17 protein-coding genes are annotated in these 15,316 nt (G+C 71.0%); 14 read left to right on the top strand and 3 right to left on the bottom strand.

Annotation, left to right across the window (positions count from 1 at the left end; translation table 11 throughout):
• Window positions 1-58: 58 nt before the first annotated feature.
• Genes G537_RS0108735 through G537_RS0108715 form a run of 5 tightly spaced genes read left to right on the top strand, consistent with a single transcriptional unit; the run spans window position 59 to window position 5,901 of the window.
• On the top strand, window positions 59-1,210 hold the full coding sequence (locus tag G537_RS0108735; RefSeq protein ID WP_026869795.1) for a Gfo/Idh/MocA family protein: 1,152 nt from the start codon (window positions 59-61) through the stop codon (window positions 1,208-1,210).
• A gap of 4 nt (window positions 1,211-1,214) precedes the next feature.
• Window positions 1,215-2,384, top strand: a complete 1,170-nt coding sequence (locus G537_RS0108730) for a dihydrodipicolinate synthase family protein (RefSeq protein ID WP_026869794.1) — start codon at window positions 1,215-1,217, stop codon at window positions 2,382-2,384.
• Between the two features lie 7 nt (window positions 2,385-2,391).
• Window positions 2,392-3,807, top strand: coding sequence for an enolase C-terminal domain-like protein (locus G537_RS0108725; protein WP_026869793.1), 1,416 nt, complete (start codon window positions 2,392-2,394; stop codon window positions 3,805-3,807).
• 3 nt (window positions 3,808-3,810) lie between these two features.
• Window positions 3,811-4,653 carry a sugar phosphate isomerase/epimerase family protein gene (locus tag G537_RS0108720; protein ID WP_026869792.1) on the top strand — a complete coding sequence of 281 codons (843 nt, stop codon included), beginning with the start codon at window positions 3,811-3,813 and terminating at the stop codon, window positions 4,651-4,653.
• 18 nt (window positions 4,654-4,671) lie between these two features.
• Window positions 4,672-5,901: a Gfo/Idh/MocA family protein gene (locus G537_RS0108715; RefSeq protein WP_026869791.1), complete on the top strand. Its 1,230-nt coding sequence runs from the start codon at window positions 4,672-4,674 to the stop codon at window positions 5,899-5,901.
• A gap of 235 nt (window positions 5,902-6,136) precedes the next feature.
• Here G537_RS0108715 and G537_RS0108710 read toward each other — a convergent pair whose 3' ends face one another.
• The gene (locus tag G537_RS0108710; RefSeq protein ID WP_026869790.1) at window positions 6,137-6,553 is read right to left on the bottom strand and encodes a GFA family protein; all 417 of its coding nucleotides are present in this window, start codon (window positions 6,551-6,553) and stop codon (window positions 6,137-6,139) included.
• A 19-nt stretch (window positions 6,554-6,572) separates the two neighbouring features.
• Complete coding sequence (locus G537_RS37050; protein WP_034851031.1) at window positions 6,573-7,448, bottom strand: NAD(P)-dependent oxidoreductase; 876 nt, start codon at window positions 7,446-7,448, stop codon at window positions 6,573-6,575.
• 106 nt (window positions 7,449-7,554) lie between these two features.
• On the opposite strand from G537_RS37050, the gene G537_RS0108700 reads away from it, so the two are divergent.
• The 3 genes from G537_RS0108700 (at window position 7,555) to G537_RS0108690 (ending at window position 9,473) form a co-directional block, all read left to right on the top strand.
• Entirely contained in the window at window positions 7,555-7,896 is a 342-nt protein-coding gene (locus G537_RS0108700; protein ID WP_026869789.1) for a winged helix-turn-helix transcriptional regulator, read from the top strand.
• Between the two features lie 132 nt (window positions 7,897-8,028).
• Complete coding sequence (locus G537_RS0108695) at window positions 8,029-8,952, top strand: DMT family transporter (protein WP_026869788.1); 924 nt, start codon at window positions 8,029-8,031, stop codon at window positions 8,950-8,952.
• A gap of 59 nt (window positions 8,953-9,011) precedes the next feature.
• Entirely contained in the window at window positions 9,012-9,473 is a 462-nt protein-coding gene (locus G537_RS0108690) for a cupin domain-containing protein (protein ID WP_026869787.1), read from the top strand.
• Window positions 9,474-9,524: 51 nt separating this feature from the next.
• On the opposite strand, the gene G537_RS0108685 is transcribed toward G537_RS0108690, so the two are convergent.
• On the bottom strand, window positions 9,525-10,418 hold the full coding sequence (locus G537_RS0108685; RefSeq protein ID WP_026869786.1) for a LysR family transcriptional regulator: 894 nt from the start codon (window positions 10,416-10,418) through the stop codon (window positions 9,525-9,527).
• Window positions 10,419-10,514: 96 nt separating this feature from the next.
• On the opposite strand from G537_RS0108685, the gene G537_RS0108680 reads away from it, so the two are divergent.
• The 6 genes from G537_RS0108680 (at window position 10,515) to G537_RS0108655 (ending at window position 15,296) form a co-directional block, all read left to right on the top strand.
• Window positions 10,515-11,231, top strand: coding sequence for an NAD(P)H-dependent oxidoreductase (locus G537_RS0108680; protein ID WP_026869785.1), 717 nt, complete (start codon window positions 10,515-10,517; stop codon window positions 11,229-11,231).
• The gene (locus tag G537_RS0108675) at window positions 11,228-11,803 is read left to right on the top strand and encodes a short chain dehydrogenase (protein ID WP_026869784.1); all 576 of its coding nucleotides are present in this window, start codon (window positions 11,228-11,230) and stop codon (window positions 11,801-11,803) included. Before G537_RS0108680 ends, G537_RS0108675 begins: the two co-directional genes overlap by 4 nt.
• A 48-nt stretch (window positions 11,804-11,851) precedes the next feature.
• Complete coding sequence (locus G537_RS0108670) at window positions 11,852-12,544, top strand: helix-turn-helix transcriptional regulator (RefSeq protein WP_026869783.1); 693 nt, start codon at window positions 11,852-11,854, stop codon at window positions 12,542-12,544.
• Between the two features lie 207 nt (window positions 12,545-12,751).
• Entirely contained in the window at window positions 12,752-13,120 is a 369-nt protein-coding gene (locus tag G537_RS0108665) for a VOC family protein (protein ID WP_026869782.1), read from the top strand.
• Between the two features lie 136 nt (window positions 13,121-13,256).
• Window positions 13,257-13,700, top strand: coding sequence for a RidA family protein (locus G537_RS0108660; RefSeq protein ID WP_051248204.1), 444 nt, complete (start codon window positions 13,257-13,259; stop codon window positions 13,698-13,700).
• A 225-nt stretch (window positions 13,701-13,925) separates the two neighbouring features.
• On the top strand, window positions 13,926-15,296 hold the full coding sequence (locus tag G537_RS0108655) for an amidase (RefSeq protein WP_026869780.1): 1,371 nt from the start codon (window positions 13,926-13,928) through the stop codon (window positions 15,294-15,296).
• Window positions 15,297-15,316 lie beyond the last annotated feature (20 nt).

Genomic DNA, 15,316 nt, shown 5'->3' with positions numbered 1-15,316 from the left:
TTGGTTACAATCAAGGCCCGGGATCGACGCCCGTGCCGCAACGGGAGGGAAGACCGGAATGGGCACCCAGCGCCTCGGCATCATCATGCACGGCGTCACCGGCCGCATGGGCTACAACCAGCATCTGGTGCGCTCGATCTGCGCCATCCGCGACCAGGGCGGCGTGCCGCTGCCCAATGGCGACAGGGTGATGCCCGACCCGATCCTGGTCGGCCGCAACGCCGAGAGGATCGAGGCCCTGGCCAAGCGCCATGGCATCGCCCGCTGGGGCACGGATCTGGACCGCGCGCTGGCCAATCCCGACGACACGCTGTTCTTTGACGCCGGCTCGACCCAGATGCGGGCCGAACTGCTGACCCGCGCCATCGACGCCGGCAAGCACGTCTATTGCGAGAAGCCGATCGCCGAGACGCTGGAGGTGGCGACGAAGCTGGCCCGCCACGCGACCGCCCGCGGCATCCGCCACGGCGTGGTCCAGGACAAGCTGTACCTGCCCGGGCTGCAGAAGATCCGCATGCTGCGCGATTCCGGCTTCTTCGGCCGCATCCTCTCGGTCCGCGGCGAGTTCGGCTACTGGGTGTTCGAGGGCGACTGGCAGCCGGCGCAGCGGCCCAGCTGGAACTACCGCAAGGGCGATGGCGGCGGCATCATCCTCGACATGCTGTGCCACTGGCGCTACGTGCTGGACAACCTGTTCGGCGAGGTGAAGTCGGTCAGCTGCCTCGGCGCCACCCATATTCCGGAGCGGGTGGACGAAGCCGGCAAGCGCTACCAGGCCGATGCCGACGATGCCGCCTACGCCACCTTCCAGCTCGAGGGCGGGGTCATCGCCCATATCAACTCCTCCTGGGCCGTCCGGGTGCGGCGCGACGACCTGGTCACCTTCCAGGTCGACGGCACCCACGGCTCGGCCGTGGCCGGGCTGACCCGCTGCTGGACCCAGCACCGGGTGAACACGCCGCGCCCGGTGTGGAACCCGGACCAGCCGCAGACCATGAACTTCTTCGACCAGTGGGACGAGGTTCCGGACAACGTGGTCTACGACAACGGCTTCAAGGCGCAGTGGGAGGATTTCATCCGCCACGTCGTCGCCGGCACGCCGTGGAAATACGATCTGTGGCAGGGCGTGAAGGGCGTGCAGCTGGCCGAGGCCGGCCTCCGCAGCTGGGCCGAGCGGCGCTGGATCGACCTGCCGGCGGTGGAGGGCTGAGCCCGTGGCCTCCCTCACCCTCCCCCGCGCCGGCGGCGGTCTCGAGACCTACAGCATCCGCAACGCACCGCTGCCGATTCCGGCGCCGGGCAGCGCCCCGGCCTTCAACCGGGTCGCCTATGCCGCGGCGCATGTCGTGGCCGATCCGCTGGCCGACAACGACCCCTGGCTGGACGCCGCGGTCGACTGGGACCGCACCATCGCCTTCCGCCATTATCTGTGGGACCTCGGCCTCGGCGTGGCCGAGGCGATGGACACCGCCCAGCGCGGCATGGGCCTCGACTGGCCGACGGCCAAGGCGCTGATCGGCCGGGCCTTGGCCGGGGCGAAGGAGCGGCCGGGCGCCGTGATCGCCTGCGGCGCCGGCACCGACCATCTGCCGCCGGGTCCCGGCGTCACCATCGCCGACGTGATCGCCGCCTATGAGCAGCAGGTCGAGGCGGTGGAAGGCCTGGGCGGGCGGGTGATCTTGATGGCCAGCCGGGCGCTGGCCGCCGCCGCCAAGGGGCCGGACGACTATGTCCGGGTCTATGGCCGGATCCTGTCGCAGGTGAAGCAGCCGGTGATCCTGCATTGGCTGGGCGAGATGTTCGACCCGGCCCTGGCCGGCTATTGGGGCGACGCCGACCACGACCGGGCGATGGACACCTGCCTGGCCGTGATCCGAGACAGCGCCGCCAAGGTCGACGGCATCAAGATCTCGCTGCTGTCGAAGGAGAAGGAGATCGCGATGCGCCGCCGGCTGCCGGCGGGCGTGCGCATGTACACCGGCGACGACTTCAACTATGCCGAGCTGATCGCCGGCGACGAGCAGGGCTATTCCGACGCGCTGCTGGGCATCTTCGACGCCATTGCCCCCGCCGCCTCGGCCGGGCTGGCGCGGCTGACGGCCGGGGACGAGGCCGGGTTCCACGAGATCCTGGCGCCGACCGTGCCGCTGAGCCGCCACATCTTCAAGGCGCCGACCCGCTTCTACAAGACCGGCGTGGTGTTCCTGGCGTATCTGAACGGCCTGCAGGACCATTTCCTGATGATCGGCGGCCAGCAGAGCACCCGGTCGCTGACACATCTGGCCGAGCTGTTCCGCCTGGCCGACGCCGCCCGCGTGCTGCGTGATCCGGACCGGGCGGTGCATCGGATGCGCAAGGTGCTGGCGCTGGGTGGGGTGGAATGAGGCTGCCGTGACCGCCCCCCGCCTGCGTGTCGTCGAGGCCCGGCTGTATGAGCGGCCGGTGCGGTTCCGCCTGCCCTTCCGCTTCGGCGCCGCCACCGTCACCGGCGCGCCGCAGGCCTTCCTGCGGCTGACGGTCGAGGGCGAGGACGGCCGCCGGGCCGAGGGGCAGTCGGCCGAGCTGATGGTGCCGAAATGGTTCGACAAGGACCCGGCCCTGACCGAGGCGCAGAACTTCGATCAGCTGCGCCGGTCGCTCGCCATCGCCCGTCCGTTCTATCTGGAAGCGGCCCCTGCCCCGGCCTTCGCGCTGAGCGCCGCGATCGAGGAGCGGCAGCATGCGGCCTGCGCGGCGGAGGGGCTGGGCGGGCTGATCGCCTCCTTCGGCCTCGCCCTGTTCGACCGCGCCGTGATCGACGCGCTGTGCCGGATCGATGGGATCGACGCGGTCACGGCGGTGCGGGCCAACCGGATCGGGCTGACCACTGCCACCGCGCCCGACCTCGGCGATTTCGATCTGGACCGTTTCCTGGCCGGACTGTCGCCCGCCGACCACATCCATGCCCGGCACACCGTCGGGCTGGCTGACCCGATCACCACCGCCGAGATCGCCGAGCGCCTGGAGGACGGGCTGCCGCAGAGCCTGGAGCAGGCGATCGCCGCCTATGGCCACACCCATTTCAAGCTGAAGCTGAGCGGCCAGACCGATTCCGACCTGGACCGGCTGCGCCGGATCGCCGCCGTGCTGGACCGGCTGCCCGACTACCGCGTCACGCTGGACGGCAATGAGCAGTTCGCCGAGGCCGGGCCTGTGGCCGAGTTCTGGGACCGCCTCAAGGCCGATCCCGCCCTGGCCCGGCTGCGCGCCGCCGTGCTGTTCCTGGAGCAGCCGATCGCCCGCGCCCGGGCGCTGGCCGAGCCGATCCACACCCTGGCGGAGCGCATCCCGGTCGAGATCGACGAGTCGGACGCGGGCATCGACGCCTTCCCGCGCGCCCGGGCGCTGGGCTATCGCGGCGTGTCGTCGAAATCCTGCAAGGGGTTCTACCGCTCGCTGCTGAACCGGGCCCGGATCGCCAAGTGGAGCGCCGAGGACGGCGGCCGTTACTTCCTGTCGGCCGAGGATCTGACCACCCAGGGCGGCGTCGCCCTGCAGCAGGATCTGGTGCTGGCGGCGCTGGGCGGCACCGGCCATGTCGAGCGCAACGGCCACCACTATGTCGACGGCATGGCCGGCGCGCCGGCGGCGGAGCAGCGCGCCTTCCTGGCCGCCCATCCCGACCTCTACGCCGAATCCGGCGGCCGTGCCCGGCTGGCGATCCGCGGCGGGCGGCTCGCCCTCGGCTCGGTGCTGGCCGCACGCGGCCTGGGCACCGCCCTCACCCCTGACTGGTCGGCGATGGCCGACGGAGCTTCGGAGATCTGACCCATGGCGACCGGCACGCCTATTGGGGGCCTGTCCATCAACCTCGCCACCGTCCGCCAGCAATGGGACATGCGCCAGGCGGCCGAGGCCTGCCTGGGCCACGGCATCACCGCCATCGCCCCCTGGCGCGACCAGGTGCAGAAGATCGGCCTGGCCGAGGCCGCGCGGATCGTGCGCGACAACGCCTTCCAGGTCACCGGCCTGTGCCGCGGCGGCATGTTCCCGGCCGGCGACCCGGAGGCGCGGAAGGCCGCGATCGACGACAACAAGCGCGCGGTCGACGAGGCGGCGGAGCTGGGGGCCGACTGCCTGGTTCTGGTGGTCGGCGGCCTGCCGCCGGGATCGCGCGACATCGCCGCCGCCCGGCAGATGGTGGCCGACGGCATCGCCGCCATCCTGCCGCACGCCCGGGCCTGCGGCATCCCGCTGGCGATCGAGCCGCTGCATCCGATGTACGCGGCCGACCGCGCCTGCGTGAACACGCTGAAACAGGCGCTGGACATCTGCGACCTCTTGGGCGACGGCATCGGCGTCGCCATCGACGTCTACCATGTCTGGTGGGACCCGGAGCTGATGCCGCAGATCGCCCGGGCGGGCGCGGAGGGACGCATCCTGGCGCATCACATCTGCGACTGGCTAGTGCCGACGAAGGACCTGCTGCTGGACCGCGGCATGATGGGCGACGGCGTGATCGACCTGCGCGGCATCCGCGCCGCGATCGAGGCGGCCGGCTTCTTCGGGCGGCAGGAGGTCGAGATCTTCTCGGCCGAGACCTGGTGGAAGCGCCCGGGCGACGAGGTCCTGAAGACCTGCATCGAGCGCTACGAGACGCATTGCACCCTGTAACGGGGGTTGGAGGCGGAGATGGGCGAAGGCAAGACGAGGGTCTCGCTGGTCGGAACCGGCCATCGCGGCGCCGGAACCTGGGGCAAGGAACTGCTGGCCCAGGTCGGCGACGTGGTCGAGATGGTAGGGCTGTGCGACCAGAACCCGCTGCGGCTGGAGCGGGCGCGGGCGGCGATCGGCGTCGAGGCGCCGGTCTTCACCGATCTCGGCGCGATGCTGCGCGAGACCCGGCCGGACCGGCTGATCGTCTGCAGCCGCGACAGCGTGCATGACGAGCACATCGTCACGGCGCTGGAGGCGGGGGTCGACGCCATCACCGAGAAGCCGATGACGACCACGGCGGAGAAGTGCCGCCGCATCCTGGCCGCCGAGGCGCGCACCGGCCGCCGGGTCGACGTCACCTTCAACTACCGCTACGCCCCGACCTCGCAGCGGATCAAGCAGCTGCTGCTGGACGGCGCGATCGGCGACGTCGTGTCGGTCGATTTCCACTGGTATCTCGACGTCAAGCACGGCGCCGACTATTTCCGCCGCTGGCACGCCTATCGCCGCAACTCCGGCAGCCTGTTCGTGCACAAGGCGACGCATCATTTCGACCTGCTGAACTGGTATCTGGCCGCCGAGCCCGAGGAGGTCTTCGCCCGCGGCGAGCTGCGCCATTACGGCCGCAAGGGCCCGTTCCGCGGCACCCGCTGCAAGGACTGCGCCCGCGCCGGGGAGTGCGACTTCCATTTCGACGTCTCGGCCGATGCCTGGCTGACCATGCTGTACGAGGACCCGTCGCGCGAGGACGGCTATGTCCGCGACGCCTGCGTGTTCCGCGAGGACATCGACATCCCGGACACGATGAGCGCGGCGCTGCGCTACCGCAGCGGCGTCCAGGTCTCCTACTCGCTCAACACCTTCATGCCGATCGAGGGTCACCACCTGGCCTTCAACGGCACCAGAGGCCGGATCGAGGTGCGGCAGTACGAGCGCCAGCCCTGGGCCGTGCCGCCGGCCGACGAGATCCTGCTGATGCGCAACTTCAAGGGTGTCGAGCACGTCTGGGTGCCGCAGGAGCATGGCGGCCACTGGGGCGGCGACCCGAAGATGCAGGCGATGCTGTTCCGGCCCGGCCTGCCGGACCCGCTGGGCCTGCGCGCCGACGCCCGCGCCGGCGCCCTGGCGGTGCTGTGCGGCGTCGCGGCGCTGGACAGCATCGACAGCGGCCGCAGCGTCGCCGTGGCGCCGCTGCTGGAGGGCTGAGCGGCAGCCGGTGGCTACGGCAATCCGCGAAAACAGTGGTACCAACGCTATTGAGATCGACTCTCCGGCCTTTCTTCGTCATGACGAGCCCCGAAGGGGCGTGGCCATCCAGCGGCACCGCCCCCCTGGATGGCCACGGCGCTCCGCGCCTCGCCATGACGGGTCAATATTTCGGGCCGTCGGCATAAATAGGCGGGCATCTCTTCACTCGATTGCCCTCGGTCGGTGACCGCGGCTACTGCCGGGCGATCTCGGCGACCCCGGACAGCCCGCACCAGCCGGGCTTCCTGGACGTCCAGTAGGCCCGGGCCGGCGGCTCGAAGCCCGGATCGGCGAAGCACCCGACCGATACCGAGATCGCGCCGGGGAGGCCTTCGGCGCGCATGAACACCAGGCCGCCGCAGCCCGGGCAGAAGACGTGCTCGAGCCAGCGGCCGACCTCGCTGCCGCGGCGCCACTGCCGGGTCTCGCCTTCGACCGACACGATCGCGGACTCCGCGAACCGGGCCCGGACGGCGAAGGCGCTGCCCGTGGCCCGCTGGCATTCCAGGCAGCAGCAGGCATAGACGCCCAGCGGCGGGCCCGCGACCGTCACCCGCAAGCTGCCGCAGGCGCAGGACGCGACCCGCGTTTCTTCCCCTCGATCATCCATGGCCTCGGCCTCCCCGGCCCTAGCTTACAAAGCGGCTGAGCACGGCGAAATCGTCCGCGTCATGGCCGGCCGCGATCGCCGCCCGGAACACCCGGTCGAAGGCATCCGGCACCGTGCCGTCCAGACCGCGTTCGCGATACAGCTCAAGCAGCTGCCGGAAGGCGGCGTGATGCGCCCCGACCGAGGCCAGCGTCGCCTCGTCGCCGACGAGGCGGCCCTGCCGGACCCGGCCGACGAGATCGGCCACGGCCAGGTCCACCACCGGCTTGAACGCCGGCATCTGCGCCTCGTAGGCGGCGAGCGGGATCCCCTCCGCCCCGCACACCGCGATGCCCTGCAGGGCGCCGAACAGCGCGCCCCACATCTGCACCAGGAGGGCGGCGTCGAGCGCCGAGGCATGGCCGGGATCCTCGCCGACATGCTGCGGGTTGCCGCCGAACGCCAGGAGGACCGGCCGGTGCCGCTCGAACAGCGCGGCCGGGCCGGAATAGAGGATGGTCGCGCCGGGCTCGCCGATGAAGTTCGGCGTCGCCATGATCGCGCCGTCGAGATAGTCGATGCCGTGCCGCGCCGCCCAGGAAGCCGCCTCGCGCGCCTGGCCCGGCGAGCCGGAGGTCAGCTGCAGCAGCAGCCGGCCGCGCAGCGCCGCCTCGACCTCCGCCGTCCGCAGCAGGCGGCCGCTCGCCGCGTAGTCGGATACGTTGACGATGACGATCCGCGCCGCATCGGCCGCCGCCGCCACCGTCCGCGCCGCCTGCGCCCCGAGCGCCAGCAGCGGCGCCGTCCGCTCCGCCGTGCGGTTCCAGACACGGGTCGGATAGCCCTGCTTCAGCAGGGCGCGCACCAGGGCGGATCCCATCCGCCCCGTGCCGATGACGGAAATCTCAGGCTCCATGTGCAATCTCCGGATGAAAGATCGGCCCGAAATCTACGCTCGACTTGATCCCCATCAAGTACTTACAATGAAATCAGTCACGCACACCGATGTAAGTATTACGGAAATGAAGCCTCATCGAAGCGACGGCTGCGGCTGGAGCACCGCCCTGGCGGTGATCGGCGGCAAGTGGAAGACCGACATCCTGTGGGAGCTGCATCTCGGCCCGCGCCGATTCGGCGAGCTGAGGCGGCTGCTGCCCGGCATCAGCGAGCGGATCCTGACCCTGCAGCTGCGCGAGATGGAGGCCGACGGCATCATCCGCCGCGAGGTCTTCGCCGAGGTGCCGCCGCGGGTGGAGTATTCGGTGACCGAGTTCGGCCTGACCCTGAACGACGCCGTCACCGCCATGTCGCATTGGGGCAAGGCCTACGAGGCGCGGATGGCGGCGACACCATCGGCCGCCTGATCGACCGGACAGCCTGAGCACCCAGAAGCCAGCCTCTTCCCGCGGAACCGGATTTCCGCCACCTTGCCGGCCCAGCGGGAGGAAGCGACCAATGATTGATCTCGACACACGGCCGGCGCCGGACGGGCGCGCATGAGTTCGTCGTCCGCCGACGTCGCCGCCAAGGCCTCCGGCAGCGCCCCGCTGCTGGGCCTGCTGCTGCTGTGTTCCTTCCTGTGGGCAACCGCCTATCTGCTGATGAAGGTGCTGGGCACGGACTTCGCCCCGCTGCCCCTGGCCGCCATCCGCGGGGTGATGGGCGGCGGCCTGCTGGCTCTGTGGCTGCTGGCGCGGGGCCGAAGCATTCTCCCGCGCGGCCGGGAGTGGCGCGACTGGATGGTGCTGGGCGTCCTGCAGGGCATCATCCCGAACACGCTGACCGCCTATGCCCTGGCCGACACCGAGGCCGGGCTGGCGGCGCTGATCGCGGCGTCGAGCCCGCTGATGGTGGCGGTGCTGGCGCATCTGATCTTCCCCGACCAGCGGCTGACCGGGCGGCGCGGCGCCGGCGTGCTGGTCGGATTCGCCGGCATGGCGATCCTGCTCGGCCCCGCCGCTTTCGCCGACAGCCCGGCCGGGCTGTTCGGCCCGCTGGCGATGGCGGCGACGGCCGCCAGCTATGCCTTCGGCGTGATCTATGTCCGCAGCATCCCGTCGCCGCAGCCGGTGCGGCTGGCGCTTGGGCAGCAGGCTTTCTCCGGCCTGCCGAGCATGGCCGTGGTGCTGGCCGTCACCGGCCCTTCCGCCTTCGCCGCGGCGCCGGCGCATGGGCTGGAGCTGCTGGCCTTCGGCATCTTCTCCACCGCCGTGCCGATCGCGCTGTACATGCAGATATTGCGCCTGGCCGGGCCGACGCTGGGGTCGATGAACGCCTATCTCACCCCGGTCTGGACCGTGCTGCTGGGCGTGCTGGTGCTGCACGAGACGGTGGGCCCGCGCGAGATCCTCGGCGGCCTGGTGGTGCTGGGCGGGATCGCCATCGCCTCCTCGGCCAACCGCCGCCGCGGTGCCGCCTGAGGCTTCCGCCGGCTGCACCGCGGGCTATGCTGGTCCGCAACCCGCAGGGAGGGACCGCCATGCCCAAGATCGACATCACCGCCGTGCCGGAAGTCAAAGGCACGGGGTATCCGCCACCCTTCGACGTGCCCTGTGCCGAACGCGTGCGACAGCGGCTGGGCAATGCCGGCGGCCTGACCGATTTCGGGGTCAACCTGATGCGCCTGCCGCCGGGCAACTGGTCGAGCCAGCGCCACTGGCATTCAGCCGAGGACGAGTTCGTCTATGTGCTCGAAGGCGAGCTGACGCTGATCGAGGATGACGGCGAGACGGTGCTGCGGGCCGGCGATTGCGCGGCCTTCGCCAAGAACTCGGGCAACGGCCATCACATGATCAACCGGTCCGGCACGACGGCGGTCTATCTCGAGGTCGGCTCGCGCTCGCCCGCCGACGTGATCACCTGCTCCGACATCGACATGATGAGCCCCAGCAGCGACGGCCGGTTCCTGCACAAGGACGGCACGCCCTATCCCGGGCGCTGACGTCGCCGGGGTCAGCCGGAGCGGGCCGCCATCCCGGCGTGCGGATGGCCCCTATCCCGGGCGGCGCAGCGCCTCGATGAAGGCGCGCAGCGCCGGCGGCATCTGCCGGCGGCCGGGATGGTACACATAGAAGCCCGGGAAGCGCGGCGACCAGTCCCGCAGCACGCGCTGCAGCCGCCCGGCCTCGACATCGGGCCGGACCTGGCAGTCGAGCATATAGGCGATGCCGACGCCGCCCAGCGCCGCCTGCAGCATCAGCCCGGTGTCGTTGACCACCAGCGGGCCTTCGACCGCCGCCTCGAAGCCGCGGCCGTCGCGCTCGAACTCCCAGCGGTAGAGGTCGCCGCCGCCGGGCCAGCGGAAGCGGATGCACCGGTGGCGGGCGAGATCGGCGGGCGTCGCCGGCACGCCGTGCTCGGCCAGATAGTCCGGCGAAGCCACCGCCGCCAGCTCCAGCACGCCGGTCAGCGGCACGGCCACCATGTCGCGCTCCAGCGTCTCGCCCAGCCGGATGCCGGCATCGAAGCGGCCGGCGACGATGTCGGTGATGGTGTCGTCGACCACCACCTCCAGCTCGACGCCCGGATGGGCGCGGTGAAACCGGCCCAGCATCGGCCCGACGAAGAGGGCGGCGGCAAGGCGCGGCACGGTGATCCGCAGCCGGCCGGCCGGTGTGTCGCGGAATCGGTTCACCTCCTGCACCGCCTGGTCGAACTCGGCGAAGAGCGGACGCAGCCGGTCCAGCAGGCGCTCTCCCGCCTCGGTCGGGCCGACACTGCGGGTGGTGCGGTTCAGCAGGCGCACGCCCAGCCGTTCCTCCAGCCCGCGCAAGGTCTGGCTGAGGGCCGAGGGCGACACGCCGAGATGCCGGGCGGCGCGGGAGAAGCTGGCTGCTTCCGCCACTGCCGCGAAGGCCTTCAGCTCGGCGAAGTCGCTGCCGCGCATTCTGCATCACTTCCTTCAAAGCTATTGAAGATTATGCGCCATTCTCTTCAAGAAGGCGAGGCCGCATCCTGACCCCGTAACACCGAGGGGACAGCCATGAAGATCCTGATCGTCCATGCCCATCCCGAGCCGCGCAGCTTCAACGGCGCGCTGACCGATACGGCCCGGCGCTGCCTGCCCGAGGCCGGACACGAGTTGGTGGTCTCCGACCTCTATGCCATGGGCTGGGACCCGCGTTCCGGCCGCGCCAACTTCACCGGCGTGCTGGACCCGGATTATTTCAGGCAGCAGCAGGAGGAGGTGCACGCCACCGAGACCGGCGGCTTCGCCCCTGATGTGCGGGCGGAGTTGGACAAGCTGTTCTGGTGCGACGCGCTGGTGCTCCAGTTCCCGCTGTGGTGGTTCTCGCTGCCGGCCATGCTGAAGGGCTGGGTCGACCGGGTCTTCGCCATGGGGGCGGTCTATGGCGGCGGGGTCTGGTACGACCGCGGCCGCTTCGCCGGGCGCCGGGCCATGCTGTCGCTGACCGTGGGCGGCCCGGCCAGCATGTACGGGCCGGACGGGCTGAACGGCGACATCCACCAGCTGCTCTATCCGATCCAGCACGGCATGCTGCGCTTCACCGGCTTCGACGTGCTGCCGCCCTTCATCGCCTGGCAGCCGGCCCGGATCGGCAAGGAGGGCCGGACGGCGTATCTGGAGCAGTACCGGCAGCGGCTGCTGACGCTGGCGACGGTCGAGCCGCTGCGCTTTCCGAACCTCGACGACTACGACCCCGAGACCTACAGGCTGAAGACGGGAGTAGCGGCATGAAGATCATCGTCATCGGCGCCAGCGGCACGATCGGCGCGGCGGTCGCCGCGGCGCTCGAGGAACGGCACGAGGTGGTGCGGACGTCACGCACCGGGTCACCTGCGGTCGATATGGAGGACCCGGAGTCGATCGCGGCGCTGCTGGCCGCGGTAGGCCCGGTCGACGCGGTGGTCTGCTGCGCCGCCAGCGCCCGGATGGCGCCGCTCGATGCCCCGGATGCGGAGTTCTTCCGGGGGCTGCAGGGCAAGCTGCTGGGCCAGGTGAGGCTGCTGCGCCAGGCCCTGCCCCATCTGCGCGACGGCGGTTCGGTCACCCTGACCGTCGGGACCTTCGATCCGCCGATGGCCGGCGCCGCCTTCGGCGCCCTGGTCAATGCCGGTCTGGAGGCCTTTGTCCGCGCCGCGGCGCTGGAGCTGCCGCGCGGCCTCAGGGTCAACGCCGTCAGCCCCGGCTGGGTGCGCGAGACGCTGCTGGCGATGGGCCGGGACGGCGGCACGCCCGCGGCCGATGTCGCTCGCGCCTATGTCGAGGCGGTCGAGGGCACGATCACTGGCCAAATGATCAGACCCTGACGCTGCTGCCAGCATCTGGCAGTATCGCCTCTTCGAAGAGGAGGGGCCGTGTCGCGATCCGAGCGCCTGCTGGGGCTGATCCAGGTGCTGCGCCGGCACCGCCGCCCGGTCAGCGGGCGCGTTCTGGCGGCCGAGACCGGGGTCAGCCTGCGCACCCTGTACCGCGACATCGCCACGCTGCAGGCCCAGGGCGCCGACATCGAGGGCGAGCCGGGGCTGGGCTACGTGCTGCGGCCCGGCTTCATGCTGCCGCCGCTGATGTTCTCGGAGGACGAGATCGAGGCGCTGGTGCTGGGCTCGCGCTGGGTGGCCCAGCGCGCCGACGGCCGGCTGGGCGAGGCCGCGCGCAACGCCCTGGCCAAGATCGCGGCGGTCCTGCCGGAGGATCTGCGCCGGGAGCTCGACGCCACCGCCCTGCTGGTCGGCCCCGGCTTGGTGATCGCCGGCGGCAGCATCGACCTCGCCGACGTGCGCCGGGCGATCCGGGCCGAGCGCAAGCTGGCCATCGCCTATCGCAGCCCGCAGGGGGCGGAGACGCGGCGCGTGATCTGGCCTTTCGCCCTCGGCTTCTTCGACCAGGTCCGCATGGTGGTGGCGTGGTGCGAGCTGCGCCAGGGCTTCCGCCACTTCCGCACCGACCGGATCCTGGAGGCGACGGCGCAGGAGGCGCGCTATCCGCGCCGGCGCCAAGCGCTGCTGAAGGAATGGCGCGAGAGCCAGGGCATTTCGGTTCGCGATTGATTGCTGCCGGAAATTGACAGCATGGGGCGTCCATCCTGGGCCGGTCGCCACGAAGAGACCTTCTCACAGTGCCAACACCGTCATGGCGAGCGCAGCGAAGCCATCCAGGGCCGTTTGGCGTGGCCCTGGATTGCTTCGTCGGCTTCGCCTCCTCGCAATGACGGTGAGGGTGGATGGGTGGGAAGTCTCCGCACCAGGAGAACCGCGATGCCAGTTCCGAGCTACACCATCCTCTATGTCGACAACCCGCCGGCCAGCGCCGCCTTCTATGCCGGGCTGCTGGACCGCCAACCGGTCGAATCCTCGCCGACCTTCGCGCTGTTCGTGCTCGAGGGCGGGGCCAAGCTGGGGCTGTGGTCGCGGCACACGGTCGAGCCGGCGGCGACGGCGGCCGGCGGGGGCGGCGAGATCGGCTTCAGCGTCGCCGACGCCGCCACGGTCGAGGCCCTGCACGACGACTGGCGCGGCCGCGGCCTGCCGATCCTGCAGCCGCCGACCACGATGGATTTCGGCCATACCTTCGTCGCCCTCGACCCCGACGGCCACCGGCTGCGAGTGTTCTTTGTGACGGTTTAGGCGAGGCGGGGCGGCAGCGGCGCGAAGGAACGCTCAATCCCGTCGGCCGCGAGGGTGCGCTGCTCGCCGTGCGCAGAGCCAAGAAAAGATCGTCACACGCGCAATCAAGCATCTGCTTTTCGGAGGGTTAATCATCATGACCATGGGCGTTCCCACTGCGACGACAGCGAAGGAGAATGACCTCACGCTGACCATCGTCAATCCAAAGAACCTCTACGACCCGTCGCCGAATGGCTACAGCACGGCCGTGATCACGCCCCGCGAAGCCCGGGTGGCCTACATCTCCGGACAGGGCGGCCAAGACAGCACGGGAGCCTTGTCGCCCGACTTCGCTGTCCAGGTTAAGCAGGCCTACGCAAATTTGCGCACCGCGCTCGATGCGCTCGGCGCCAGGCCGGATCAGGTCGCCAAGCTCACGGTCTTCGTGGTCGATCACGACATGTCCAAGCTTGGGGTGCTGAGCCAGAGCGTCAAGGAAATGTTCGGCGCGGCGCTGCCGGCGCAGACCCTGATTCCCGTTCCCAAGCTCGCAATCGACCCCATGCTCTTCGAGGTCGAAGCCGTGGTCATTCTGCAGTAGCGGCACCCGGCCACCCGGAGCGGCACCGACATTCCTGGATGCTCGTCCTCGGCCTTGACCCGAGGACCCGCCCGGCAATGACAGAATTGGGATGGTCCGGCCCTTCTCGATTGCTTGCAGGCGGCTATCGACAAATCGGCCCGCGGCTGGTCGAGTAGGCGGATCGCGCCCGGCCGGCGGCCCGCCGGGGCGATGGGGATCCGGGGCCGCGGGACCAGCGCCGCCGTGACCGTCGACCTGTCGCAGACCTCCGCCGCCGCCCTCGGCCGGCTCTACCTCGCCGGGGCGACCGACCCGGTGGCCGTGACCGAGTTCTTCCTCGACCGCATCCGCGCCTGCCCGGATCGGGCGATCTTCCTGCTCGTGACCGAGGAACGGGCGCGGCGCGAGGCGGAGGCGAGCCTGAAGCGCTACCGCGCCGGCCGGCCGCTGGGGCCGTTGGACGGCGTGCCGGTGGCCTGGAAGGATCTGGTCGATCTGGAAGGCACCGTCACCACCGCCGGGGCCGAGGTGCGGCGCCACGCCCCGCCGGCCGCGGCGGATGCGCCGATCGCGCGCCACCTGGCCGGCGCCGGCATGGTCAGCCTGGGCAAGGTCAATCTCAGCGAATTCGCCTATTCGGGGCTGGGGCTGAACCCGCACTACGGCACGCCGCTGAACCCGTTCGATGCCGCGGCGCCGCGGGCGCCGGGCGGCTCCTCCTCCGGCTCCGCCGTCGCCGTGGCGCGCGGCCTGGCGCCCTGCGCCATCGGCACCGATACCGGCGGGTCGGTGCGCATCCCGGCCGCGTTCAACGGCCTAGTCGGCCTGAAGACCTCCGAGGGCCGGATCGACAAGAGCGGCGTGTTCCCGCTGTCGCAGACCCTGGACACGATCGGCCCCCTCGCTCGGTCGGTGGAGGACTGCATCCTGCTGGACGCCGCGCTGCGCGGCGCCGTGGCCACCGAGATCCGCCGCGCCGGGCTGTCGGACCTACGGCTGGTGGTGCCGGAGAACATCGTCTTCGACCAAGCCGAGGACGGCGTCGCCGCGAATTTCGAACGGGCGCTGTCCGCCCTGTCGGCCGGCGGGGCGCGGGTCGAGCGGCGGCGCATCGCCATCCTGGACGAGATGGCCGCGACCGGCGCCGCGCATGGCTCGCTGACCGCGGCGGAGGCCTATGCCTTCCATCGCGAGCTGATGGAAGGGCCGGACGCGGCGCGGGTCGACCCGCGCATCACCTCCCGCATCTCCGGCGGCAAGCGGATGACGGCGGTCGACCTGCTGGCGATCCAGGCCATGCGCCGGCGGCTGACCCCGGCCCTGGCGGCGGAGCTGAACGGCGCGCTGCTGGCCTTCCCCACCGTGCCGCATGCGGCGCCGGAGATCGCGCCGCTGGAGGCCGATGTAGAGCTGTACCATCAGGTCAATCTGCGCAGCCTGCGCAACACCATGATCGGCAACATCCTGACCACCTGCGGCCTGGCGCTGCCGACCGGGCTGGATAGCCGCGGCCTGCCGACCAGCCTGCTGCTCTCCGCCCCCGCCGGTGACGAGGCCCGGCTGCTCGGCTTCGGCCTGGCCGTCGAGGCCGCCGGCATCGACCAGCGCGGCTGACGCGGCATGGGAAGGCCCGG

Source organism: Inquilinus limosus DSM 16000, assembly GCF_000423185.1.
Classification (GTDB): Bacteria; Pseudomonadota; Alphaproteobacteria; order DSM-16000; family Inquilinaceae; genus Inquilinus; species Inquilinus limosus.
The sequence above is the reverse complement of the archived record's forward strand: the minus strand, read 5'-3'. Positions and strand labels throughout refer to the sequence as shown.